29 protein-coding genes are annotated in these 24416 nt (G+C 44.7%); 17 read left to right on the top strand and 12 right to left on the bottom strand.

Annotated elements, in window-relative coordinates:
- The first annotated feature begins 9 nt into the window (after positions 1–9).
- Positions 10–270, top strand: coding sequence for a hypothetical protein (locus AC5JL3_RS32435; RefSeq protein ID WP_496078379.1), 261 nt, complete (start codon positions 10–12; stop codon positions 268–270).
- Between the two features lie 22 nt (positions 271–292).
- On the opposite strand, the gene AC5JL3_RS32430 is transcribed toward AC5JL3_RS32435, so the two are convergent.
- Positions 293–799, bottom strand: a complete 507-nt coding sequence (locus AC5JL3_RS32430; RefSeq protein ID WP_496078378.1) for a hypothetical protein — start codon at positions 797–799, stop codon at positions 293–295.
- Positions 800–1148: 349 nt separating this feature from the next.
- Between AC5JL3_RS32430 and AC5JL3_RS32425 the strand changes: the two genes are divergently transcribed.
- Together AC5JL3_RS32425 and AC5JL3_RS32420 are read left to right on the top strand one after the other, a co-directional pair.
- On the top strand, positions 1149–1421 hold the full coding sequence (locus AC5JL3_RS32425) for a helix-turn-helix transcriptional regulator (protein ID WP_496078377.1): 273 nt from the start codon (positions 1149–1151) through the stop codon (positions 1419–1421).
- 141 nt (positions 1422–1562) lie between these two features.
- A complete protein-coding gene (locus AC5JL3_RS32420) occupies positions 1563–1859 on the top strand; it encodes a DUF433 domain-containing protein (RefSeq protein ID WP_496078376.1) in 297 nt (98 codons plus the stop codon).
- 21 nt (positions 1860–1880) lie between these two features.
- Here AC5JL3_RS32420 and AC5JL3_RS32415 read toward each other — a convergent pair whose 3' ends face one another.
- Complete coding sequence (locus AC5JL3_RS32415) at positions 1881–2117, bottom strand: HepT-like ribonuclease domain-containing protein (RefSeq protein ID WP_496078375.1); 237 nt, start codon at positions 2115–2117, stop codon at positions 1881–1883.
- On the bottom strand, positions 2104–2451 hold the full coding sequence (locus AC5JL3_RS32410; RefSeq protein WP_496078374.1) for a nucleotidyltransferase family protein: 348 nt from the start codon (positions 2449–2451) through the stop codon (positions 2104–2106). The genes AC5JL3_RS32415 and AC5JL3_RS32410 overlap by 14 nt, the downstream gene beginning before the upstream one ends.
- A gap of 196 nt (positions 2452–2647) precedes the next feature.
- Between AC5JL3_RS32410 and AC5JL3_RS32405 the strand changes: the two genes are divergently transcribed.
- The 4 genes from AC5JL3_RS32405 (at position 2648) to nudC (ending at position 6020) form a co-directional block, all read left to right on the top strand.
- Positions 2648–3298 carry a Uma2 family endonuclease gene (locus AC5JL3_RS32405; RefSeq protein ID WP_496078373.1) on the top strand — a complete coding sequence of 217 codons (651 nt, stop codon included), beginning with the start codon at positions 2648–2650 and terminating at the stop codon, positions 3296–3298.
- Positions 3299–3366: 68 nt separating this feature from the next.
- Positions 3367–4008 (top strand): Uma2 family endonuclease, encoded by a 642-nt coding sequence (locus tag AC5JL3_RS32400; protein WP_496078372.1) that lies wholly within the window; start codon positions 3367–3369, stop codon positions 4006–4008.
- A gap of 192 nt (positions 4009–4200) precedes the next feature.
- The gene (locus AC5JL3_RS32395; RefSeq protein WP_496078371.1) at positions 4201–4935 is read left to right on the top strand and encodes a TVP38/TMEM64 family protein; all 735 of its coding nucleotides are present in this window, start codon (positions 4201–4203) and stop codon (positions 4933–4935) included.
- 227 nt (positions 4936–5162) lie between these two features.
- Positions 5163–6020, top strand: a complete 858-nt coding sequence (nudC, locus tag AC5JL3_RS32390; protein ID WP_496078370.1) for an NAD(+) diphosphatase — start codon at positions 5163–5165, stop codon at positions 6018–6020.
- A 19-nt stretch (positions 6021–6039) separates the two neighbouring features.
- On the opposite strand, the gene dndE is transcribed toward nudC, so the two are convergent.
- The 3 genes from dndE to AC5JL3_RS32375 form a co-directional block, all read right to left on the bottom strand.
- Positions 6040–6438, bottom strand: coding sequence for a DNA sulfur modification protein DndE (gene dndE / locus AC5JL3_RS32385; RefSeq protein WP_496078369.1), 399 nt, complete (start codon positions 6436–6438; stop codon positions 6040–6042).
- Positions 6413–6619: a hypothetical protein gene (locus tag AC5JL3_RS32380; RefSeq protein WP_496078368.1), complete on the bottom strand. Its 207-nt coding sequence runs from the start codon at positions 6617–6619 to the stop codon at positions 6413–6415. Before AC5JL3_RS32380 ends, dndE begins: the two co-directional genes overlap by 26 nt.
- A gap of 301 nt (positions 6620–6920) precedes the next feature.
- Complete coding sequence (locus AC5JL3_RS32375; RefSeq protein WP_496078367.1) at positions 6921–7046, bottom strand: hypothetical protein; 126 nt, start codon at positions 7044–7046, stop codon at positions 6921–6923.
- A gap of 104 nt (positions 7047–7150) precedes the next feature.
- Here AC5JL3_RS32375 and AC5JL3_RS32370 point away from each other — a divergent pair, with 104 nt between their 5' ends.
- The 3 genes from AC5JL3_RS32370 to AC5JL3_RS32360 all read left to right on the top strand — a co-directional run bounded on the left by AC5JL3_RS32370 (position 7151) and on the right by AC5JL3_RS32360 (position 9327).
- Positions 7151–7291: a hypothetical protein gene (locus AC5JL3_RS32370; protein WP_496078366.1), complete on the top strand. Its 141-nt coding sequence runs from the start codon at positions 7151–7153 to the stop codon at positions 7289–7291.
- A gap of 149 nt (positions 7292–7440) precedes the next feature.
- Positions 7441–7857, top strand: a complete 417-nt coding sequence (locus tag AC5JL3_RS32365) for a type I secretion C-terminal target domain-containing protein (protein ID WP_496078365.1) — start codon at positions 7441–7443, stop codon at positions 7855–7857.
- A gap of 705 nt (positions 7858–8562) precedes the next feature.
- Positions 8563–9327: a PEP-CTERM sorting domain-containing protein gene (locus AC5JL3_RS32360; protein WP_496078364.1), complete on the top strand. Its 765-nt coding sequence runs from the start codon at positions 8563–8565 to the stop codon at positions 9325–9327.
- Between the two features lie 30 nt (positions 9328–9357).
- On the opposite strand, the gene AC5JL3_RS32355 is transcribed toward AC5JL3_RS32360, so the two are convergent.
- Positions 9358–9720, bottom strand: coding sequence for a hypothetical protein (locus tag AC5JL3_RS32355; protein WP_496078363.1), 363 nt, complete (start codon positions 9718–9720; stop codon positions 9358–9360).
- Here AC5JL3_RS32355 and AC5JL3_RS32350 point away from each other — a divergent pair.
- Together AC5JL3_RS32350 and AC5JL3_RS32345 are read left to right on the top strand one after the other, a co-directional pair.
- The gene (locus AC5JL3_RS32350) at positions 9713–10438 is read left to right on the top strand and encodes a peptidylprolyl isomerase (protein ID WP_496078362.1); all 726 of its coding nucleotides are present in this window, start codon (positions 9713–9715) and stop codon (positions 10436–10438) included. The genes AC5JL3_RS32355 and AC5JL3_RS32350 overlap by 8 nt on opposite strands.
- A 9-nt stretch (positions 10439–10447) precedes the next feature.
- Positions 10448–10645 (top strand): hypothetical protein, encoded by a 198-nt coding sequence (locus tag AC5JL3_RS32345; RefSeq protein WP_496078361.1) that lies wholly within the window; start codon positions 10448–10450, stop codon positions 10643–10645.
- Between the two features lie 561 nt (positions 10646–11206).
- On the opposite strand, the gene AC5JL3_RS32340 is transcribed toward AC5JL3_RS32345, so the two are convergent.
- Complete coding sequence (locus AC5JL3_RS32340; RefSeq protein WP_496078360.1) at positions 11207–11455, bottom strand: hypothetical protein; 249 nt, start codon at positions 11453–11455, stop codon at positions 11207–11209.
- A 290-nt stretch (positions 11456–11745) separates the two neighbouring features.
- Between AC5JL3_RS32340 and AC5JL3_RS32335 the strand changes: the two genes are divergently transcribed.
- From AC5JL3_RS32335 to galE, 5 genes are all read left to right on the top strand, one after another.
- Positions 11746–14700: a peptidase domain-containing ABC transporter gene (locus tag AC5JL3_RS32335; RefSeq protein WP_496078359.1), complete on the top strand. Its 2955-nt coding sequence runs from the start codon at positions 11746–11748 to the stop codon at positions 14698–14700.
- 81 nt (positions 14701–14781) lie between these two features.
- The gene (locus tag AC5JL3_RS32330) at positions 14782–16359 is read left to right on the top strand and encodes a beta-barrel domain-containing protein (protein WP_496078358.1); all 1578 of its coding nucleotides are present in this window, start codon (positions 14782–14784) and stop codon (positions 16357–16359) included.
- 307 nt (positions 16360–16666) lie between these two features.
- The gene (locus tag AC5JL3_RS32325) at positions 16667–17779 is read left to right on the top strand and encodes an RNA-guided endonuclease InsQ/TnpB family protein (protein WP_496078357.1); all 1113 of its coding nucleotides are present in this window, start codon (positions 16667–16669) and stop codon (positions 17777–17779) included.
- A gap of 428 nt (positions 17780–18207) precedes the next feature.
- Positions 18208–18984 carry a WecB/TagA/CpsF family glycosyltransferase gene (locus AC5JL3_RS32320; RefSeq protein ID WP_496078356.1) on the top strand — a complete coding sequence of 259 codons (777 nt, stop codon included), beginning with the start codon at positions 18208–18210 and terminating at the stop codon, positions 18982–18984.
- Between the two features lie 94 nt (positions 18985–19078).
- Positions 19079–20077, top strand: coding sequence for a UDP-glucose 4-epimerase GalE (galE, locus tag AC5JL3_RS32315; RefSeq protein WP_496078355.1), 999 nt, complete (start codon positions 19079–19081; stop codon positions 20075–20077).
- 229 nt (positions 20078–20306) lie between these two features.
- Here the strand turns inward: galE and AC5JL3_RS32310 are convergent, their stop codons facing one another.
- The 4 genes from AC5JL3_RS32310 to AC5JL3_RS32295 form a co-directional block, all read right to left on the bottom strand.
- Positions 20307–21149: a YdcF family protein gene (locus AC5JL3_RS32310; RefSeq protein WP_496078354.1), complete on the bottom strand. Its 843-nt coding sequence runs from the start codon at positions 21147–21149 to the stop codon at positions 20307–20309.
- 59 nt (positions 21150–21208) lie between these two features.
- On the bottom strand, positions 21209–22288 hold the full coding sequence (locus AC5JL3_RS32305; protein ID WP_496078353.1) for a hypothetical protein: 1080 nt from the start codon (positions 22286–22288) through the stop codon (positions 21209–21211).
- Between the two features lie 192 nt (positions 22289–22480).
- Positions 22481–23401: a glycosyltransferase family 2 protein gene (locus AC5JL3_RS32300; RefSeq protein WP_496078352.1), complete on the bottom strand. Its 921-nt coding sequence runs from the start codon at positions 23399–23401 to the stop codon at positions 22481–22483.
- 80 nt (positions 23402–23481) lie between these two features.
- A complete protein-coding gene (locus AC5JL3_RS32295; RefSeq protein ID WP_496078351.1) occupies positions 23482–24393 on the bottom strand; it encodes a glycosyltransferase family 2 protein in 912 nt (303 codons plus the stop codon).
- Positions 24394–24416 lie beyond the last annotated feature (23 nt).

Genomic DNA, 24416 nt, shown 5'->3' with positions numbered 1-24416 from the left:
AACTCTCGCGTGATTGTTCAACTCGGACAGCAACCACTCCTCGCAGGAGTAGAAAGCTTCTCTTTGAACTTCAACGGGAAAATCATTGTTTCCGCTTCTTGCGGCTGCACTGTCGATTGCAAAGGGGTGAGGGTTAGAGTAATTGGTGCGATCGCATTTTCTGAAACAGGCAACCCCCATTGTCGTGCTACGAGTTGGGCGAAGCGGGGTAATCTAGCGTTTGAGGTGGTGGATGAGCGGCAAGTTCCCTATCGTTACGGCAAGGGGTGATCTGACTCAATTATCAGCCGTCTCAGTTGTCATCGAACATGATCTCGAACTCTGCCGCTGGCATCCACTTTGCCAGAAAGCGCTTATGATTTTCAGCCTCGGCGCGGCTATAGAAGCGAGCTACTGTATAGTGTTGAGCGTTTGGCAAGAGCCTCACGAGTGTCCAAGGGTAATTCTGCTGATTCCAAATGCGATTGCCTTCGGCACAGCAAAGCTGAACGCCTTTAGCCGGAAAATCTTCTAGAGGTGTGCCAGGGTGCGTCTCTACACTCCGACCACAGCCCCGATGCTCCAATATAGAGTGAATCTGTGATAGAAGTTGCGATCGCTCTGGTGTGCCATCGCTGGGTAATAAACTCCATTCACCCACTGGCGCTGGTAGCCAAGCCAGGGTATAGGAAACTGTATCTTTGCGAAAATGCCAAGACAAGCCGTGTGTGTGCTTACGGCACTGGAAACCGTCAGCTCTTAAAGCCGCAACAATCCTGTCCGCATCAGCTTTGAGGCGAAGCCATTGTGAATGTTTCATTGCTATGATTCTTGTAATTACTAATTACAGAGGGGCGATAAGCCTAAGGGCATGGCTTTGCTTACCGCCTACACTTTGCCAAAGGCGCGATAGCGAAGCGCTGCTGCGAAAGCGCAGATCGCCCTTTATTCATGGAAGACTTGAAACAGTACGAGCTAGTAATTTCCTGATAATCGTCTAGGCATCACCTCCTTACTCCACACATCCACCAGAATTTCAGCCCACTTGAGTGGACTTGAGCTATGAGCCAAGAGTTAAAACTCTTGGCGGACTTGCCTGGTATGAGAAACTACCGATAGAGAAACAGGGAAACTTCCTCTAGGCGTTTCCCCATTATTTTTATGTTCCAATGGGTAAACTTTACCCATCGCTAGGTAAGATGGTAGACGATAGAAACTCAAATAGCAACCCCAATTTACCCAGTCTCAAGCAAGTGCGTGAGCGTTTAGGGATGACTCAAGAAGAATTCGCTAGCGACTTGGGAATAACCCGCAAGACGCTTGGCAATCATGAAAGAGGCGCACACCAACTGAAGCTTTCTCTAGGGCAAATCAAACGATTGAAAGAACTTCTCGAACAAGCTGGAATGTCGATTGACGACTTACCTGATGACATCGACTGAAAAGTCATTAAGCGTCAAACTTTGCCATAGTTGTAAAGCCTTTAGCACAGCTAATTAGAGGAGATTTGGGAAAAGGTTGTGCGATCGCACTTGATGATAGCTCAACGAGTTACGATCAGACCAAGATTCAGCAAGCAGATTATGCAAACCCTGACTGACATTGGTACGCTGATTCTTCGTACACCGGGAACCTGTGGGGGGCGTCCCCGGATTGCTGGTACTCGTATCACGATTCAGTACATAGTAAATGAGATTAGGGCAGGTGTGACTCCCGAAGAAATTCTGGAAAATAAACCACACCTAACTCTTGGTGGAATCTATGCAGCTATAGCTTACTACTACGCCAATAAAGAATTGCTAGATGCGGAATTTGCCGCTTATGAAGAGGAATGCGATCGCCTCGAAGCAGAATATCTTGCTGAAATTAGCTGCCGATAATTCATCCGAAGAGATGGTTAATCAACTAATGATGTCTCGCATACCCGCAACATCATCCCAAGGCACTTCTAGATGTTGCTCTCGAAACTCGCGAGATAACCGTTTCGTTGCCTCTCCCATAATCGAGATTTGGTAGAGAATTGCTGATTGCCTCAGTACATCTGATGCTAACTGTTCTCGATTGAGTCCTTGAGCAAACTGCAATACTAATTGCCCAGCTCTGACAATATCAAGTAGGGATGCACTATCGCGAGACATAGACAACCTGAGCTGTGCCTAAAATTTCTTGGCGACGAATCCAATTGTGGCTTTGCTCAATCGACTTCTTTGTAACTAAGTCAACCTCACGCCGTAAAAGGGTTTCTAGTTCGCGTTTCATCCGAACGAACTCTAGCAAACCCCAAGGAGCATCTGCCTCAAAATTCACCATGATATCAATGTCGCTGTTAGGGCGAAAATCTTCTCGTAATACCGAACCAAATAAGTAAAATTCCTTGATTTGCCACCGTTGGCAAAACTCTGCGATCGCGAAGCGGGACACTATCGCGTCCATCGCTTGCTGAGGTAGTTGGCTCTGTAGTTGTTGTTCCAATTTTATCCGTCCTCGCTAGCTTTCAATGGGGTGAGGCTTCGTTCAATAACCCCATACCATCAACATTGGGATGCTAATCTCTAATTCGATAGTATCGTCTGTCGTAGACGAGAAGCGATCGCTCTGACTGTTCATTCTCTACATCCAGAGTGTGCGATCGCCCCTACGTTAAGATGTCAGTGAGCGGTAGCCAATCATGGTTGTTATGAGCCAACTACAAGCGAAACTACCAACCGATACCTGGGTGAATGCTACCTGGGACGAGTACATAAAGGCGATTGGCGATCCAGCCTTTGAAAAAGCCAGAGGCTACTACTATAACGGACGCATGAGGTTGGAGATGTCGGCGCTTGGTAACCCCCATTCTCGCGACCATTTTATTGTTATTGCTGCGATCGCACTCTTTGCAAGTACTCGAAACATTGATTTGGACGGTCACGACAACTGCACTTACCGCAAGACAGGCTATGAGGAAGCGCAACCGGATGTCTCGTTTTATCTAGGTGCTAACGCGGAAACGGTGCCTTGGGATGCAACCATCATCGATCTCGATACCTACCCACCCCCTGACCTCGTAATTGAAGTTGCCTATTCTTCCCTGGCAGATGATAAAGGTGAGAAACGTCTACTCTACGAATCACTCGGAGTCCGTGAGTATTGGATTATTGATGTTCAAAATGTTCAGGTACTTGCATTTGAGATCCATAATCGAGGCAGTCGCAGAATTGACCAGTCCCAGGTGCTTCCAGGTTTGGATATTGCGCTATTGGAAGAAGCCTTCCGGCGTAGTCGGCAAATGAATCATGGCAAAGTGAGTGCTTGGTTGTTGTCGCAGTTTCAATCTTGAGCGTTCCTATCGTTAATACGAATAGGCAGGGAACTTAGAAGTTTTCGTTTTGGCGGGAGGGTTAGACCATGAGTGAGTTACAAACCAGACCACGCACAGATACATGGGTAGCAGCCTCATGGGAGGAGTATGCCCGCACCATTGAAGACCCGATTTACGAGAAGGCGAAGGGCTACTACTACAAGGGTCACATGAGGATTGAGATGTCAGCAGTCAGTTTTGATCATGGACAGGATCATGTTGTAATTATCCTGGCAGTTAATCTGTTTGCAACAATTAAAGGTATTCCGTTAAGAGGTTTAGACACCACTACTTTTCGTAAACCAGGTGTCCGGGAATGTCAGCCGGATGTGTCTTATTACATTGGTAATAGCGCTCAGGCTATTCCATCAGGTACGGGGATTGTTAATCTTGATGAGTATCCGGCACCAAATTTAGTGATTGAGGTTGCCAAAACTTCATTGTTAGATGATGTGGGAACGAAACGGGCACTGTATGAAGAGTTAGGTGTGGCTGAATATTGGGTGGTAGATGTGCAAAATACCCAAATTCTCGCCTATGCGGTTGCCGATCAGGGAAGTAAACGCATTCAGGTATCTCAGGAATTACCAGGACTAACAATCGCCATTTTAGAAGAAGCCCTCCGCCGTAGTCGAGAAACGGATCAATCTCAGGTGGGAGCCTGGTTACTGACTCAATTTCGCGTTTGAGATCCAGAATCGAGACCGTCGCAGAATTATCCAGCCCTAGGGCGTGTTTTCAAACTTCCCCGTCAGATTTCACCAATCGGTTCGCTGAAAATCCCGTCAAAGGTTGTGTCTGCAACAGGCATGACTTAGTGGGTCATAAGCCGAATAACTAGCTTATGGTACGCTATTCGATCGCCTCCAGTACCAGTAAAGTTGATCGCAAGCAAAAATGAACAGAGCGATCGCGCTTTCCTCACGGTGCATCAATTTCATGCCACCATACCAGATAGATTCGAGTGGTTGAGCCGCATGAAGTACAAATGGATGAAAATTCTTCGATGGGTTCTGATTGGGGTTCTCATTGCTTTAGCGATTTGGCTGCTCAACAAATATGGCATTGAGCAAGTTCGAGAACAGGTTGAGCGCTTTGGCATCTGGGCACCTGTGATCGTGTTCGGACTGCGGTTTACCAGCATCATTTTGCCAGTCCTTCCAGGAACAGCTTATGCAATTTTAGCAGGCGGTTTGTTTGGGTTTGTTCAGGGATTACTGGTGGTTGCTCTAGCCGATTTATTGTCCTGTACATTCAACTTCTACATTGCTCGTCGCTACGGACGTAGTTTAGTTGAACGGTTTGTCGGTCAGCAATTTATGGAAAAAGTCGATCGCCTCGCTCAACGACATTTGGAAGGCAACTTTTTCCTAATGACGGGCTTTTTAATGACAGGACTATTTGATTTTGCAGCTTATGCCGTAGGACTCACCCAAACCCGTTGGCAAAGCTATTTGATAGCCCTAATTGCCAGCATTCTTATTGCCAAGCCACTTTGGGTCGCAGCAGGAGCAGGAATATTTGAAGGCAGCCAGTTATTCTTAGGCTTTGCCCTACTCGGAGCCTTCGGCATCGGCATAGTGACAGCCGTTGTCCAACGCAAGCCAAATCAATGACCAGCAATCAGGATTCAAGAGTAACAAACTTAAAACCAGTGTTGAGGATAACTGCGATCTTCCGCCAAATTATTGAACACCACAGCACACGAAACCAAGATAATTGAACCTTCAAGTGCCGGAGTTAGCAAGAACTCCAGCGAGTTGAATGAAACAAAGCAGCACAAAGATGGTGAACCATCAGAAGAACAACTCAGGGCTTAATTGCAGTGATACGATGAAGGCGATTGTCTGCGGTACGTTACGCGATCGCACTAAGAGTGGATATGCATAGAACCTTCATCCCTGGCATTACTCACCCGGCACTACAGTCTGAACCTGCTTGGTGGTTCGCGTTTGTCGGCAATAAGTTGCTAGTTCGCCCTGAAGGAACACTCAGCACGATTCCCAACCTAATCAGCTTGTCAGAGATTGGCTTGGTGCCCGTGCGGACTCAATTTCTCGGTACCCTGGATAATCAGCCTTGTTATTCGGCGGAATTACCCAAGGATGCGATCGCACCTGATGGCTTGACCTTCCGGGGACTGCGAGAATTGTATGGAATGTTAGACGAAGACTTGTTTGTGCTGAGTGGTCGGGCTATTCAGATTGTGGAATGGGATCGTACTCATCAGTACTGCGGACACTGTGCAACTCCAACAACGCAATTACCCCATGAACGTACCAAGCGTTGTCCTAAATGCGGATTAGTTAATTATCCTCGTCTCTCGCCTGCGGTCATTATGCTCATCTCTCGTGGTGAAGAACTATTATTAGCTCGTGCCCCTCGATTTCCAGCCGGAATGTACAGTGTACTCGCTGGATTCGTGGAACCGGGAGAATCCTTGGAAGAGACAGTGGTGCGGGAAGTTCGCGAGGAAGTCGGGATCGAGGTCAAAGACATTCGCTATTTTGGTTCACAACCCTGGCCGTTTCCGAACTCGCTGATGATTGGATTCACAGCCACCTATGCCAGTGGTGATATTGTGATTGAACCAGAAGAACTGGCAGATGCCGCTTGGTTTAGCAAGCACAACTTGCCGCAGATTCCTCCTAAACTGAGCATTGCCCGAAAACTCATCGACTGGTTTGTCTCGACGCACTAAAGTGATTTGCCATAGTTTTTTACAACACTCTCTGAGGCGGCATAGCTACAGCAATCAAGTCTTCAATCTTTTTAAGATTTGAATCGCCTGCCAAATAGCCAATACCTCGATGCAGGTGGAGGCGAAATTGGGTAGCCAGGGTATCTTTATCAAGAGGCAAGCCATCATTATGACAGCGTTGTTTAAGGGCAATGAGTAGAATATCGGCGATGTCTCCTCCGAAGACACGCCAACTCATTTCTACATTGCTGTCTTGAGGAATGGGGACAGGTGAGGGGATGCTGGGTTCAGCGAGGGAACGACAGAATGCCCAACGGCAGAGGATGTTCCATTGGTCAATTTTGGTGTTGCGTTTGAGTTTGGTGAGTTGGTCTTTAGCGCTTTGAGAAAGCTTAATGCGATCGATTGGGGGTTCCACTTAAATTTTGAAGTACGAGAAATAACGAGCCACTTTGGCTGTGGCGTGAGTCGTATTTTAGGATATATCCCTGTGCGATCGCATCTTGCTTCCATAACCTTCCCACTTCGACTTTACCAATATGAATCAGTACCACAGAGTTGACCAAGTTGGTACAACGAGCGATCGTGAAACTCTGCAAACTTGCCTCCAACTGTTTTGGAGATGAACAAGCGGCAATGGAAGCACAGGAGCAAAAACAATCAAACTTTGAAAATTTGCTAAAACGAGGGCTGACTTCACAATTCTCATATAATTACCCAGGTAATTATGAAATTTCAGTAAAGATGCCTGTTTTTTGGCGTAAAAGAAAGCTTTTCCTCATTCTGTTGACGCTTCTTCAGTAAAATCTTAGGTGTCTCTCTCGTGAGAGTATGGAATTACAGGCTGGCAAATCTAGATTGTGATTGAGTTTTCCGTGATAGTACGGAACAAACAACCTGTTAATTCAGCAAGGCTTTGCCTAGAGTGCTGCGATCGCTATCAAGACGCAGCACAATTAGGGTGCAACTGGGGTAACTACACTCAAAAAAACCAAAGCGTACCACTGTTGTCGATGAACGTATCAAAAAAGAAGAAAACTCAGGCTAGTGAAAGCACAAGCCTTGCTTTAACCACTAGTGGATTTGTAGGGGGCAGATTAACTCGCTCTCCATTCTTCCTATAGATGCCTATGTCACTTGCTGAAATCATCGGCACAGCCGGGGATAATGAGTCGAGTATTACGGCGAATGGCAGTATCCTCACAGGTGTTTATGAAATTTGCCATCAGGGTGCTGATCAAATTGTCAATAGCTATCTGCAATTACTGTAGGATAGCTCGGATATTAGTGTTCAAATTGATTCCAATGGTATTGAATGATGCTTTTGCCTTAGAACGATGGCTATTCCAGAAAAGCTAATAGCAACAGATTTAAACGTGGTTGTACAAAATGTAGTTATCAGCATAGCTGAGGTGACAAGATGACGGTTAGTACGAATAGCACTATCCTCACCCTCATAGGGTCTAATGGTCGAGATACGCTCATAGGTACTAGTGGTCACGATATTATCATCGGTGGTCTTGGCGGTGACACCTTGACAGGTGGGGCGGGTTTTGACCAGTTCGTTTACGAAAGCTTTAGTGACCGGACTGACAAAATCACTGACTTTAACCCCAACCAAGATATGGTTGTCTTGACGGATGTGTTTGCAGAGATTGGCTATCAGGGGATTGACCCCATTGCCGACGGCTATCTGCAATTTGTGCAGACTGGCTCAGATGCCAGAGTGCAAATCGATCCTGATGGAGTCGATGGTTTCCACGCATTCAGAACAATGGCTATCTTAGAAAATGTGACAATAGAGTCTTTATCTGTTGGTAGCAACGTGATTGTCTAGGCTTTAACAATTAGAGTTCGGAGCGTTCTTCAAAACCGCCTCTCCTCCTTCCTAGTTCTGTCTACCCTCTTCGCTCTATCTAAGACATGAGGAGTGGGTAGTAGGGAGTGGAGGAGAGGCGTTTTTTTGCTTCTTTATGCGCTAAGCGTATGTAGTGGATGAGGTACAAATTTCTAGGTTTTCGGGAATTGGGAATGGGGAATAGGCAAGAAACTTAGATGTACCTCACTGATACGAGAAGTGCTATGTAAAGGAATGATGAAGAGAATTGTTTGGGCTTTATAAGGATTTCATAAATAGCTTTATAAAAAACTCACAAAATATTCATGAGAACTTTATGAAATCCTTCAAAATTTTTATCACAATCTAATAGATGCAATTCCCTGAATGTTTAGGATTAAAGTCTAACAAAAATTTAGTATGTTTGCTAACAACCATGAAATGATTACCCGTACTCGAACCCCTAATTATATTGAATTGGTGAAGATTACGTAGTTTCACTAGCAGAGCAATCTCAAGTAGGTCAGTATTTACTTATAAACAAAGCACAGGATTTTTGAAAGCAGGGATGTTACGAGAGATTGGCAGCCTCTACTAGGAGAAATTTTCTTGCATTGGGATATTACGATCGCAATCGGAAATCTTCTTATTGTCAATCTCCAGCTCTAAGCATGAAAGAAATCTATGTTTTTCTCCACATCCTCCATGCATTTCTCTATAAAAGCTGGTATCGTTAGCCTCCTGAGTCTGGCAAGTCTATTTAGTGCTGGTTCATCCTCAGCTGCAGTTCTCAATGGTAGTTTTGAGACGGGCGACTTTAGCGGTTGGCAAACGTTTGGTCAAACTTCTATAGAAACGGTTGAATTTGGTACTAGCCCAACGGAAGGAACTCAGCAAGCTCTGTTAGATACCTTCTGCCCAGGTTCTGAAGAAAGCTGTCAGGACAATGCCGCTGGACTAGCAGCCTTTCTTGGTCTAGAAATGACTGACTTAGATGAGATCGGACAAGGGGAAGTATTTGAAGGTTCAGCGATAAAAACCACCTTGACGGTAGAATCTGGAGATACTTTGACATTTGATTGGAATTTCTTCACGGAGTTCAAGGAGGCAGAAGAAGAATATAACGACTTCGCCTTTGTCACACTCTCGGCGACAGTCCTTGCCGATACATACTCAACATTTCCAGAGTCTCTAATAGACCTAACCAAGTTTCGCTACCAAACGGGATATCAAACTTTCAGCTATACCTTCACGACAGCGGGAACATACACCCTAGGCATTGGCGTCGCTGAGTTGGGTGATGGGTTGGACGAAGCAGGATTATTAGTCGATGATGTGGTGATAGCTAGCACGCCTCCTGCTACCGATGTTCCTGAACCGACTTCTGTCCTGGGTGTACTAGCACTTGGTGTTTTGGGCTTTGCTTCGCGGCGATGGCAGCAATATAGCAAGGATGAGCGTAGCCATTAGGCAAACGAGATAAGTATAGCGGCTATCCACTTAAGACGGGACAGCTTGATAGGGCGATGGGGTGATGGGGGGAGTCTCTATGTACATTTTCCCTACCTCCTCATCACCCTGATTGTCCCACTTTAATTTGGTAGCTATATTGCTTAAGAACGCTTCATCTGTAGTTAAGTTTTCGCCTAAATTCTTAACAAGGCGGTGAACTTCTCGTGGAGTTGACACAATATAGCGGTTTTCCTTTCTTTCTAGATACAGCTCAGGTGTGTGAAACCTAGGCAGAGCAAGGAAAACACCAAAGCTGATAGCTGACGGCTTCCTGCTATAAAATAATGAAGTGGTACTTCCTGGGTTCCACAAACGATTCATAAAGGAAGATAATTGTTCTGGAATGACCACAGTTTTACGAGTTGGCGATCGCACAATTACAGTAGAAGAAATTATTCCCTTATTAGCTGGCTACCAGCTACTACCGCCCTTACTACGGGAAATTATTATTGATCAAGCGATCGCATCAGTAGAGTGTACACCTGAAGAAAAGACAAAAGCCTCTGGGCAGTTCTTTGAGCAAAATCAAATTACTGATGAAGCCGCTCAACAAGCGTGGGCAGCACGGCAGGGAATGACTTTAGTACAGCTTGAAGCCCTAGCGACACGCGGGCTGAGAATTGAAAAATTTAAACAAGCCACTTGGGGGCATAAATTAGAATCCTATTTTCTGAGCCGCAAAGCTCAGTTAGACCGAGTTATCTACTCCCTGCTTCGCACTCAAGACCCAGGAATTGCCCAGGAACTCTACTTCCGAATTGAGGAAGGAGAACACTCGTTTGCTGATTTGGCACGAGAGTATTCCCAAGGACCAGAAGCGCAAACTGGTGGGTTAATTGGTCCCGTTGAGCTGAGTACACCTCACCCCACACTTGCCCAAATGCTGCGGATAACCAAACCCGGTCAACTATGCCCTCCAACACGGTTAGGGGAATGGCTTGTTATTGTCCGCCTAGAAAAATTTATACCTGCTCAGCTTGATGCACCAATGTGTCAACGACTGCTGAATGAGTGCTTCAATACCTGGCTTTCTGAACAACTAAATCAACAATTAGCTGTAGGTCATTAATTGATTTAGTTGCGAGTAACCGCTACTTGTCCCATCACATTCTCCAGCAAAATCCCTTCAACAGCAGAATTTGCGATCGCTTACAGTATTAATGTTGCTACCAACAATACCGGAACCTGTGCCAGAGGCGATCACAAAAACGCTGTAGTAGTTGAAGCATTTTCTTGTGCCAGTTGGTGGTTGTCTCCAACGGGGATAATTTTTTAAGAAATAAAATTATTGACAAAGCTCCAAAAACAATACAACTTTAATACCCTTGTGGCAAAAAAGCCTTCATTGAAATTCATGCCTTTTGACTAATCTTTTCTTCAAAATATTCAAGAAATGACATCAATCCTTCTGTGAAACGACTTGCCTTTAGCATTGAATGAAACCACTTCTTCCGTGAAACTACTGGCTTTTAACCTTTAAAGTTGTGGAAGCGCTCTGTATACATAACAAAATAATTAAACAGAGCTTCAACAAGCGTCACACTTGTTATCCTAGGGTTAAAGGTGACGTGCTAATCCTGCTCTGGCCCAATGACCTATACGACAACTATTTAAGAATTTTTAGCTAGCCTACATTTGATTGCTTGTCATCGGCAGCACGAACAAAACTGTTAACACAATGCCAGTTGCTTGGCTAGGGCATGGGATAAGTAATTGTGATTAGGGAGAAATACCCAATCGAGTTGCTATTCTCTAGGTAAGAGTACGCTCGTTTATTGGCTCATAAACTCCGTCGTTCTACCCCGAACACGCTGAAATTACTGCAACCTGGAGAAAATCATTGGCTAGATGAGCTTGGTGCGGGTAGTACCTTGTGAACAGCGATCGCATCTACACAAGCCTTGTGCATTACCTTCAGTGCGACTGACTTCTTTGCCCTACTGGATTCAGAACCCGAATTTGCTAATGCCTTGTGATCGCAAAGCAGGAGACAGAATCTCCAGTAGCGATTCCCTTCCGAGGAAAACAATAGATCGTCTTGAACGTGGGAACTGGCGACGGGTAATTGGGGAAAAGAGACTTTCATATTGACAGTTCTGTATGACAGTTCATGAAGTCTCTTGCATAAATAGCAAAGAAAAGAGTGATAAATATTACAGCTACATCCCAAAAGTTGACGTTTGCAAGAACTGTAATACCTATCATCTGCTTACCAGTAGATAGTTAGCAGACGAAGGATTTTTCCCAATCCTCGATTTAAACTTTTTGTTAAGAAGTACACGGAGGAAAGCTTTATTTAAAGTTAATAGAGATCGAAGAACGTCTGAATCCTATATATCCTAATCTTAAAGCTAAGGGCTAAATGCTATCTGACCAATGACCTATACGACAACCATTCAAGAATTTTTAGCTAGCCTGCCTCCGTTTGATTGCTTGTCATCGGCAGCACGAGCAAAACTGTCAACACAATGCCAGTTGCTTCGCTACCGCATGGGTCAGGCGATTGTGATGAAGGAAAAAATGCCCAATCAGGTCGCCATTCTCTATGAAGGGCAAGCTCGTTTGTTGGCTTACGAACCCCGTCGTCCTGCCCCAATCACGCTGAAGTTGCTGCAACCTGGAGAAATCCTTGGCTGGGTGAGTTTGCTTCGGGGAGTCCCTTGCGAAACAGCGATCGCTTCTACAGAAGTCATATGTCTCACCATCAATGCGACTGACTTCTTTGCCCTACTGGACTCAGAAGCCGAATTTGCCAACGCCTTCCGATCACATTGCGCCCTAATAGAACTATTCGACCTCTTAAGTGCAGAACTAGAGCGACGAGCCACTGGTGATGCCAATCTCAAAGAATTAACCCTCGAAGCTTGGTCAGAGGCAGTAATCTGCAATTTGTCACGCGGTAGGAGGTATGACCAACTCGATCGCAATCGGCTATGGTTCGTTAGTGGTGGGGGGTCAACCAATTTACCCGTTGGTTCCTGTCTCAATGCTGAAGCCGTTGCTGCGCTAGAAGTGAAAGGGTCAGGAAACACTCGTCTAGTCGGCATTCCAGCTAACCTGCTTTCCCCAAACACCGAAACATCCTTACCTGAATCGCTGGCAACTAGCCTCACTCTCGAAGAAATCCCTTACGCCGAGGCATCCACTGGTCAGAACTTTGTTGATGATGAGCCGCAAGGGAAGCGAAACTATCCTGTTTTTCGCGGTAGAGGCCCAGTTGATTCAACCTTAGCTTGCTTCCAAATGCTCTGTCAGCATTTTGGGATGCCCTTCCGGCGCGATACAATCCGCCGCGTCATTGCCAACCAGCAGTCACGCCACGGCAAACTTTCCCTCCAGCACTGTGGTGCGATCTCTGACATGATGGGATTGAGTGCCCAACTGGTAAACGTACCTGGGGTTGCAGTCAGTCGCCTACCTACGCCAGCCTTGATCTACTGGCAAGATAGCTTTGCTGTTCTTTATGAAAGTAGCGAACGGGAAATAGTGTTAGCTGATCCCACCAGTGGGATTAAGCGCATCAAACCCGGCAAGTTCATCAGCAATTGGGGTGATGAAGGGCAAGTTCTACTACTCAAACCCACTAAAGACACACCGAAGCAGCGGTTTGGACTGAACTGGTTTATCCCTTCCCTGATTCGTTACCGCAAAGTCTTAGGGGAAGTGTTGATTGCTTCCATTTTTGTGCAACTGTTTGGTCTAGCGAATCCGTTGATGATTCAGGTCATCATCGATAAGGTTATTGTTCAAAACAGCATCGATACCCTGCATGTCTTGGGAGTTTTCCTGGTTGTCGTCGCGATTTTTGAGGCAGTTTTAACGAGTCTACGCACCTACTTGTTTGTTGATACGACAAACCGGATTGACCTCGCGTTGGGTTCAGAAATTATAGATCACTTGTTGCGCTTGCCTTTGCGGTATTTTGAAAGCCGTCCGGTTGGAGAATTAGCAACTCGTATTAATGAGTTAGAAAATATCCGCCAGTTTCTCACCGGGACAGCCTTAACCGTTGTGTTAGATGCTGTCTTTTCGATTGTCTACATCGTCGTCATGTTCATCTACAGTTGGGTGCTGACGTTGGTGACATTGGCAGTGATTCCCTTATTTGTGTTTCTTACCTTTGTTGTTTCGCCAATTGTGCGGCAACAGCTACGCACCAAAGCGGAACGTCAGGCAGAAACGCAATCCTATTTAGTAGAGGTTTTATCGGGGATTTCCACGGTTAAGGCACAAAATATTGAATTGCGATCGCGTTGGAAGTGGCAAGAGCGCTATGCTCGTTATGTCAGCGAAGGCTTCCAAAATGTTTTAACCTCTACAGCCGCAAGTTCAGCCAGCAACTTTCTGAATAAACTCTCTGGCTTGCTGGTTCTGTGGGTCGGAGCCTATCTGGTACTTGCAGGGGAATTAACCTTAGGACAGTTGATTGCTTTTCGTATCATTGCAGGCTATGTAACGGGACCCTTGCTACGCTTAGCTCAAATCTGGCAAAACTTCCAGAGTACAGCCCTATCCTTAGAACGCCTCAGTGATATCGTTGATTCGCAGCAAGAAGCAGATGAAGAAGACCGTAACAATATTCCCTTACCCGCTGTTCAGGGTGCAGTGAAGTACGAAAATGTCTCATTTCGTTTCGCGACTACTGGCCCTTTACAGTTGAACAATATCAACCTAGAAATCCCAGCCGGTAAATTTGTGGGTATTGTTGGTCAGAGTGGATCTGGTAAGAGTACTCTCACAAAGCTGTTACCCCGGCTTTATGACGCGGATTCAGGGCGAATCCTCGTTGATGGTTATGACATTGGTAAGGTAGAACTGTATTCACTGCGGCGTCAGATTGGGATTGTTCCTCAAGAAACACTCCTATTTGATGGCACAGTGCAGGAGAATATTGCCCTGACAAATCCCGATGCGAGTTCCGAGGAAATCATCGAAGCGGCTAGGATAGCGGTGGCGCATGAATTTATTATGAGCTTGCCTAACGGTTACAACACTCGTGTTGGGGAGCGGGGTTCCTCACTATCTGGGGGACAACGACAACGAATTGCGATCGCTCGAACCGTTCTGCACTCACCCCAGCTCTTGATTTTAGACGAAGCCACCAGTGCGCTGGATTACGACTCGGAACGACAAGTGTGTCTCAATCTGGCTCAAGCCTATCAAGGACGCACCGTCTTTTTCATCACCCATCGCCTCAGCACCATTCGCAACTCTGACCTGATTTTACTGATGGATAAAGGAGCAATCGTTGAGCAAGGTACTCATGAAGACTTAATGGCTCAAAAAGGTCGCTACTATTGCCTCTATCGGCAACAAGAAGCTGCCGTTTAAGGGAAGAAACTTTGCCTATTATCCTCCCCCCTGCCTCCCCTACTCCACACTCCCCTACTACCTCACACTATCTTGACCGCTATGAACCAGCAAAATGGGTTAAAACTCAACCAAAAACTTGCTTTAGGAACACCATCTGTTTCTAATCCCAGTGTTCAAGTCAGTACAGCAGAACAAAATGTTCGTCCCCAAAGCCACACCAATGGGAACGGCAAATTTGACCAATCTGTAATTTTACGACAGTCCAAAAACTGGTCACGGGCAATTCTTTGGACAATTGTTGGTGTCACAACCTTCGGGATTATTTGGGCAAGCATTGCCAAAATTGAGCAAGCCGTTCCTGCCCAAGGTAAGCTAGAGCCACAAGGTACGGTGAAGGAAATTCAAGCCCCAGTTGGTGGAGTCGTTACAGAAATTCATGTCGAGGAGGGACAGCACGTTGAGAAAGGCGATTTGCTCCTCAGCCTTGACCCTACAGCTACTCAAGCTCAAGTCACGTCTCTGAGCAAAATTCGGGCATCTTTAATTAAAGAAAATCAGTTCTATCGCAGTCAACTGAATGATTCCGCTGCTCCCACAATTACAGAGCAAGAGCTATCAGAACTACAAATTCCACCAGAACTCGCTTCTCTTACGAAGAGTCGCAAAGCAATAATTGCTGAGAACGAACTGTATCGCATCGAACTTAATGGTGATACTAGGGGGGCTAATCTCACTCCAGGACAACGGGAGCGTTTGCGATTTTCTTCAGCAGAACTCAATTCCCGTGTCGCTGCCAGTCGATTAGAAATTGGACAACTAGAAAGACAACTCAACCAGAATCAAGTTCAGCTAGCCAATTCAAGAAGTCGCTATGAGGTTGAGCGGGGCATCCTGAATGAGATTACGCCCTTAGCAGAGCAAGGGGCCGTTCCCCGAATCCAGTTTCTCAAGCAGGAACAAGAGGTAAAAACCCGTCAAGCCGAGGTAGATCAGCTTCTTCAGGAACAAGCACGGCTGGACTTAGATATTTCCCAAGCTAAGCAACAGCTAGAAAATACCGTTGCTCTTTCTCAGAAAGACTTAACAACTCAAATTGCCACAAATGAAAAACAACTTGCTGAAATTGACAGCCAGATCAATAAATTCATTGTTGGCAATCAGCAGAAGATTACGGAAATTGATAGCCAGTTGAGTCAAGCTAAGGTGAATTTGGGCTATCAGGAGCTACGTTCTCCAGTCTCCGGAAAAGTCTTTGATATGAAACCTTCCGCTCCTGGTTTTGTTACGAATACAACTGAGCCGATTCTCAAAATTGTTCCTGAAGATGCTCTAGTTGCTAAAGTTTATCTTACTAATAAAGATATTGGTTTTGTGAGAGAAGGTATGCCAACCGATATCAGGATTGATTCATTTCCTTTTAGTGAATTTGGGGATGTAAAAGGAGAATTAGTTTGGATTGGTTCTGATGCGTTACCACCTGATCAAATTCGTCCGTACTATACTTTTCCTGCCAAAGTTCGGTTAAACCAGCAGTCACTACTCATTAATAACCGTAAGATTGCCCTACAATCGGGGATGTCTGTTAGCACGAATATTCGAGTACGCGATCGCACTGTGTTGAGTATTTTTACCGACCTATTTGCTGATAAAACTGATAGTTTGAAAAATGTGCGGTAAATCATTTCGCTTTAAGCTGTTGCGTCTGTGGCATTGTCTAAGCAGTTAGCTGAGTTTAGGGGAAGAGGAATCAATTATCTTTCCCCTTGATTTTTTTTATTAAACCCGCCGAGAAGACTGCGTACCCTTGTGGTCGCAGATGAAAGGCGGGGCAATCGGAGCTACGGAGATTTGGAAATGCTGTCGATTATATTCAGATCGTTCAAGAACATTGGTTGTCTCTCAAACAAAGCGGATGGAGTGACGATGAATGCGTCATTCTTATGCTTGGAGGAACTTCATCAGAAAGCCTATTACGGACTTCCTGATGAAGCGAACTGTTAGCATCCCAGTCAATCTCCCAAGTGAACGTTTCCTGCCACTCATGAACGAGTGTTCAGAAATATTCAATGCACACATTGACTGGGCATTAGCTAACAGGACATACAACAAAAACAAGGCACACAAGGAGTTGTATCACCTATTAAGGTTGCAGCATCCTTGTGTGCCTTCTGCTTTGGTACAGACCATCCGGGATAATGCACTTGAGGCTATCAAAGCTACCAAGTTCAAGCGCATTCCTAGAAAGAAGCCAACCTCAGCCCTGAGATACGACAAGCGAACAATGACGCTCAGGGGACAGCAGCTAACGCTTAGTTGCATCGGTAAGCGAGTTGCAATTATTCTCAATGTTCCTGATTATTTCAAGGAAATATTTGAGACTTGGGATTTCTGTGCAGCAACTCTTACTTATTCCAAGCCCTCAAAACAATTTTGGGTGAGGTTGGTATTTGAAACCGACGACCCACCCAAACAAGAGGAAGGGAAAGTTTTAGGAATTGACCGAGGCTTATATCACATCGTCTCAACCTCAAATGGTCAATTCTTCTCTGGCTCAAATGTGAGAGCTAACCAACGACGCTACTTATACAATCGCAAAAAACTCCAGCAAAAAGGCACTCGAAGCGCTAAACGTCGATTAAAAGCGATGTCGGGACGCGAGAAGCGGTTCATGCGGGATTGCAACCACTGTATAAGTAAAAAACTGGCTGCACTTAATGACGTAAAAACTTACGTTCTAGAAGACTTGTCAGGCATCCGTAATCAACGCAGAAACAAGAAGGTAAACAAGTGGATATCTTCTTGGAGTTTCTATCAGCTTGAGCAATTTTTGACCTATAAAGCTGAAGCTAAAGGCAAGCAAGTTGGTTACGTGGATGCTCGGTACACTTCCCAGAAGTGCAGCCGTTGCAAACAGCGTCACAGCACGAATCGGCACAAATCTCGATTCCACTGTAAAACGTGTGGATTCAAGGCTCATGCCGATATTAATGCTGCGACGAACATCAAAGATGATTACATTCTCTCTACTGCTCCGAGTGAGTCGGTAGAGCAGGCGACGGTCAATTCGCCGTATGTTTCGACCAGTTTTTCTGGTTAGTTACAAGCTGCGTGGGCTTGTCCCCGCAGCAGTTGACCTATCTGTAGCAGCAATACACTCAAGGGCGCACTGCTGTGCAATCCTATAATCAATTTGTACTTCATTGATTTGAAAAACCTATAAGTCAGAAAAGCGATCGCTTTTCACAAGAGGATAATTTGTCTCAGCCTGAATCGAGTGGCTTAACAATGAGTAAAAATACTATTGACAATATTTATTCAGCTTTGCGGAATTGAGTGATTAGCCTGTGAATCTAAGGATGAGTGAATAAATAGTAGCCATGCATCTACTCTCTTTCTAGAGAATTTCACTGAGGTAAATTTACTGAAAGCTTCGTAACTTCCGCATTATCGCGGATACCCTATATAACGGCTCGAAGTAAGGTTTACTAAAGAAGTTAAATTTTTGCTAAGCAAGGTAGATGACTAATGAGCAAAGTCAAAATATTGAATGTAGACATTGACAATCTGTCAGAGTCCGAGGTTCTGAATCGGCTAGAACATGGTGTAGTTTTTACTCCCAACGTCGATCATATTATCTTGCTGCACAACGACCCAGACTTTGCTAATATTTATGCAGATGCTGACTATAAATTATGTGACAGCAAAATTCTTTACTTTGTCTCTAGATTTTTGGGTTCACCCATAAAGGAAAAAATTTCTGGTTCTGACTTTTTCCCAGCTTTTTGTGAACATCACAAAAACAATGAGGATATTAAAATCTTCCTCTTAGGGGCAAAAGAGGGAGTGGCAGCACAAGCTCAGGAAAAGGTAAATGCGAAAATTGGTCGAGCGATTGTTGTTGGTTCGCACTCGCCTTCATTTGGGTTTGAAAAGAATGAAGCAGAATGCTTGAAAATCATTGAAATAATCAAGAACTCAGGCGCAACAGTCCTAGCCGTAGGAGTCGGTGCGCCAAAGCAAGAAAAGTGGATACAAAAGTACAAAGACCAGTTACCCAATATCAAGATATTTTTAGCGATCGGGGCAACAATTGACTTTGAAGCAGGCAATAAAAAACGCGCCCCGAAATGGATAACTGAGCTGGGGCTGGAATGGTTGCATCGTTTGATATCAGAACCTCGCAGGTTATGGAAAAGGTATCTGATTGGGGGCCCACTTTTCTGCTGGTTAATTGTCAAACAGAAGCTTAAAGTTCCAAGCTTTATCAGTGTTCGCTTGCTGAAGTCGCTCCCTGACCTCTAGAGTCTTGGGTCTTTCCTCCAGGCTTCACTCTTCTCTCTGTTTCCTTAACAGGAAAAATGATTAAACGGTAACCAACTTCGTCAAAAGTCTTCTAATGGAAAACCCTACAATTTTGGTAACAGGCGGCGCAGGCTATATCGGTTCCCATGCCGTTCTGGCGCTGCGAGATGCAGGCTATGAGGTGGTAATCTTAGACAATTTGGTCTATGGTCATCGAGATCTAGTAGAGACAGCCCTCAAAGTAGAAATTATTCAGGGAGATATAGGAGACCGGGTACTGCTAGACCAGCTCTTTAAAACACGGGAATTTGCTGCTGTCATGCACTTTGCTGCCTATGCGTATGTGGGCGAGTCGGTAAGCCACCCAGCCAAGTACTACCGCAACAATGTGGTAGGCACACTCACGCTGCTGGAGGCAATGTGTGAGGCGGGAATCAAGAACTTTGTTTTTTCTTCGACCTGTGCCACCTATGGGGTACCCCAACAGATTCCTATTTCCGAAAACCAGCCTCAGCAGCCAATCAATCCCTACGGCATGACTAAACTGATGGTGGAGCAAATACTCAGCGATTTTGACCATGCCTATGGCTTGCGCTCCGTGCGTTTTCGATACTTCAACGCTGCTGGTGCTGACCCCCAAGGTCGTTTAGGAGAAGATCATGAACCCGAAACCCATCTTATCCCTCTAGTGCTGTTGACAGCGATGGGCAAGCGGGAAAGTATTTCGGTTTTTGGCACTGATTATGACACCCCAGATGGCACCTGTATTCGGGACTACATCCATGTCACTGACTTAGCACAAGCTCACATTCTGGGCTTGGAACACTTGCTTAAAGGGGGAAGTACAGAAGTCTTCAATTTGGGAAATGGAAAGGGGTTCTCAATTCAGCAGGTGATTGAAGCCGCTCGCGTTGTTACGGGTCGTCCTATCCCCGTGACCCTAGCTGACCGTCGCCCTGGAGATCCACCGAGTCTAGTAGGCAGTGGTGAGAAGGCACAGCGTATTTTGGGTTGGCAACCTCAGTACGCAGACTTGGAAACTATCCTAAAACACGCTTGGCAATGGCATCAGAAGCGACATGAGAGTGTTTGAGGTGACTCTATGTAAGCATTTTTAGGAATTAGAAACTTGCAACTCAAAGTGTCTTTTGACACAGACATAGGTACCCTCTCAATAAGAAGCATCATGCCTTCTTGAAGTTGAGAGGGATTGCTATCAAAGGACGGTTTGGGACTTGTACAGACCGTCCCTTAAACCATAGGTGTGTTTTCCAATTAGTTAGCTTGAAGCGAGGAGAGACGAAAAAGCCTCTTCGTCGATTTTATTTTTCTTGATAAACACCCTCCTCTTGAAGATGCCGCTGCTGACCGTATTGTTCAGCGTTCTGTCTTATATTCTCGATATCGCGACTGTTCGATTCAGGTGAGCGCTGCGGATGAAACCGCCCTTGTAAACCATAGGCGACTAGCCCCAGGTATTCTCTAAATGTCAGAAAAGCTGTTGCCTTAAAGCCAAAGTTAGGGGGTAATGGGGTTGTATGAGGAATGACTGTAAAACCATGAGCGCGGAACACAAGTAGTGAGCGCAACATGTGCAGTTTATCAGTAACCAGCAGAATCCGACGAATCCCCTGTGGGTGTAGTACGGCTGCTGTGAAAACGGCATTTTGCCATGTAGTTAAAGAACAGTTTTCACCATCTAGCACTTGAATAGGAATGCCTTTTGCCTTCAGTTGCTCAATCATGCTGGCGGCATCACCCCTACCACTAGTAAAAATCCTCGACGCTTGTCTAGCTTCCAAAAGCTCACGAGCAACATCGACCCGCTGTCTCCTAAATTCTTCGCTTCGACCCAGCACTACAATAGCCTCTGCTACTGCACCAGAATCACTTGGAAGAAAAATAACCAGCCCTTTAGCTGCCAAAGCAAACACTATCGATACAGTGGCAATGATACTAAATAGCAAAAAAAGTATTCTTGGGCTACTTAACCAACCTTTGCCTCGTTTATACTGCCTAATCCAGCGAAGTCCAAGAAAAGTTAAAATAACTATTACTACTAGCAGGAGTTGCTTGCGCCATCCAAACTGCAACCCATCTGTGACGAGAGGCAATCTTGTAAATGTGTTTGGAAGCCAGCGATCGCACAGTTTTGAATCAAACATTTAGGTCATTATCTATTATTTTAGAGAAACAATAATAGATTAATTCCTGCTTGAAATTGTCATTTTATTCCATCAGCAAATAGAGGAGCCAAAGGCGCTCGATGCCTACCACCTCCACCTACACTGTTGGGACTATTATTAGTAATAATGTTTAAAGTTTGAAAGAGCTTCATAAAGTCTTCGTAAAATGGGTTATTACTATTGGCACTAGCAGAGAAATCATAACCATAGGCGGCTTTAAATTCGTCTTCAACTCCCTGTTCCACTGCTATTGCATAATTGTCTGCGCCTGTGGCATCCACTTGATAACCACCATAGTCTTGGAGCGCATGAAAAAGCTTTTTCCCGGCTGGCGTAGTCAAACCAAGGCTATCTTCAGTTACATTAGGCGGGATAGCCAGCAGTGACCCCATTACTAGTTGAGGATTTTTGCCCTTATAGATAGATGAAGCGTGGCTATCTGCTCTATCAGCAGGCCAGCGATATCCAGGTGTAGGACTGGTAGGCTTGTAGTTTAAATATTTTTCCCAAAGTTCTATTTTTAGAACGTGACGAATAGGGTCGGAACCTGTCAACTCTCCCTTGCGTATCGTTCCGCCTATAGCAGACAATCCGGAACCAAGATGACTTCCGTAAATACCTTGACCGTATATATCTATGTCTGGTTTCGGATGATGATAGCCATATACAGAACCGCCTTTGACACAGCGAGCCATAGGTTCTAACTGCATTACGGTTCGACCGTCAGGCTGAAGCAATGCGGCAGCATTATTAGGAGTATAATATTTAGTTTCAGTGTTAATAGCATCAGGAACAATCAAATCATCTGGAATTGGGATAGATTCGTAGGTTGTAGTACCGCTACATCGATTTGTCCAGCTTCCAGGATTGTACAAGGGCCGTAGAGGACTATTGGCTGGAATAATAAATAATAGATCGTTATCTACAGAAGCATAGGTTGCTTTAGGTAGATTAGCTGGAACATACTGAGCATCACTTCCGATTGGCAAGTTCCAGATTGAGTCTTGAGAAAAAGGCCAGAGCCATTTATCACGAATAGTAGGAGTGCTTGCGTTAACAGTAATTAAACTGTTTGGTTGTAAATAGTTAGCTAAACCGATACTTAGAGTTATCGTCAAGAGCAGCAGGAATACTACTAAATACGGTCTGAACTTAGAAGATTTTAAAAACATATATTCTAGCTAATTCAGCATTTTCAGAGTGACTGCATAACTTGAGCCGATAGAAAGAACTCAACTGTTTTCGGGCAGTATTTGCAATACAACCAAACTCCTGAAGGAGGTTAGCGGTTGGTTAATAGTTCTGGCTGTCTAAGTATTTGTGCCAAGCTGCACTAGTACCCATCTCTTAATGAACCACCGAATTAAGCCTTGAGTATGTTTGCTAAATAAATTCAGTGGATGCAGGTGAATTGCTTTCCATATCCTCGGAGCAGCTTGATTAACTTCGCTCACATTTTTGCCATAACGCAAGTATTGCTGGGCACAATACTGGTAAAAATCTCCTAGAGTTTGACCTTTAAGGGATTGAAGTTCTGGTGGAACCAAGCTGTACACTTTCTCAATAGTAAATAAACCATCCTTTTCGATAGCCTGCACTTTAGCCGAGCTTGAATAGGGAGATAGACGATAACGAATTTGGTATTTAGGAACGACAACAAAGGGCCAGTGAAGCGCTAACCGCAAGTAGAAGTCCCAGTCTGCACAAAGCGTACAGGCAGGATCGAACTCTCCTACAGACTCAAGAGCTTTTCTATGAATCAAAGGGTTTGAACCACTATTTAAGAAGTTTCTTATCAACAATTCTGGAAGAACATTGCCTTCAAATAACACTGGGTCATAGGCGCAAGAAATCTCTTCCTGCCCATCTAGAAAATCTGAAGTCCAGCTATAAGCAACTCCTGCAGCGGGATGTTTCTGCAAGGCAGCTAATTGCAGTTCTAGCTTGTCAGGTGTCCACAGGTCATCAGAATCAAGGAGTGCAATAAACTCCCCAGTGGCATGAGAGATGCCGCGATTCCGAGCAACACACATCCCGCCATTTGGATAAGAAAATACTTTTATTCTTTCGTCTGCAATACCTTCAGCTAATTCACAAGTTCGATCAGTTGAACCGTCATCAATGACAATGATTTCAAAATCTGAAAATGTTTGCTTCTGAACTGATTCAATGGTTTCTAGGATAGTACGCTCGGCATTGTAAGCAGGGATTACAACAGATATAACAGGCATAGTAGTAAGTTTATGTTAAATAGACTAGGAAGAACTTTTTGCAAAATGTTCATTGTTTAACTAGATAACTAGGCTCAATCTTACGTTATTTGTACCATTATCCACCTCTTAATAAACCACAAAATCAATGCTTGAGCGCCTCTCCGAAATAAGATTTTTGGATACAAACGAATTGCTTTCCATATCCTCTTGCCAGCCTGATTAACTTCACTTAAATTGGTAGCATAACGTAGATATTGTTGTGCACAATAATGGAAAGCCCAGGCAAAGCTCTGAGGTTTGAGATACTGATATTCCATTGAAATTGCTTGAAATGCTCTCTCAAGGACTGTCAAAGCCGCTGTTTCCATAATCTCAACCTTCGATGACATGGAAGTTGAGGAGCGGCGATACAAAATTTGCCATTTAGGAACTACAACAAACTGCCATTTGGCTGCTAACCGTAAATAGAAGTCCCAATCTTCACATGACTTAAGTGTGGGATCAAACTCTCCTACAGACTCAATAGCTTCTTTACGAATTAAAGGATTGGAGCCGCTAGCTAAAAAATTTTTAACTAATAAGTGTGGGAGAACATTACCTTCAAAAAATATTGGTTCATAAGAATATAAAGTTTCTTTCTGTTCATCCACAAAATCCGAAGTCCAGCTATAGGCAACTCCTGCCTCTGGATGTTGCTGTAAAGCCGCTAATTGTAGTTCTAATTTATCTAGTGTCCATAGATCATCAGCATCAAGAAATGCAATAAACTCTCCGGTGGCATGAGTGATACCGCGATTACGAGCTACCGGAAGCCCTCCATTCTCATAGGAAAAAATCCTCAGCCGCTTATCTTTGATACCCTGAAGTAACTCTAATGTTCCGTCTGTCGAACCATCGTTAATGACAATCAGCTCAAAATCGGAAAAGGTTTGTTGCTGAACTGAGGCGATTGTCTCTAAAATAGTGCCTTCAGCATTGTATGCAGGAATTACAACGGATATAGCTGGCATAAGAAACCTTACTTATTTTATGT

Source organism: Symplocastrum torsivum (genome assembly GCF_059505465.1).
This window is presented reverse-complemented; position numbering and strand designations above follow the sequence as displayed.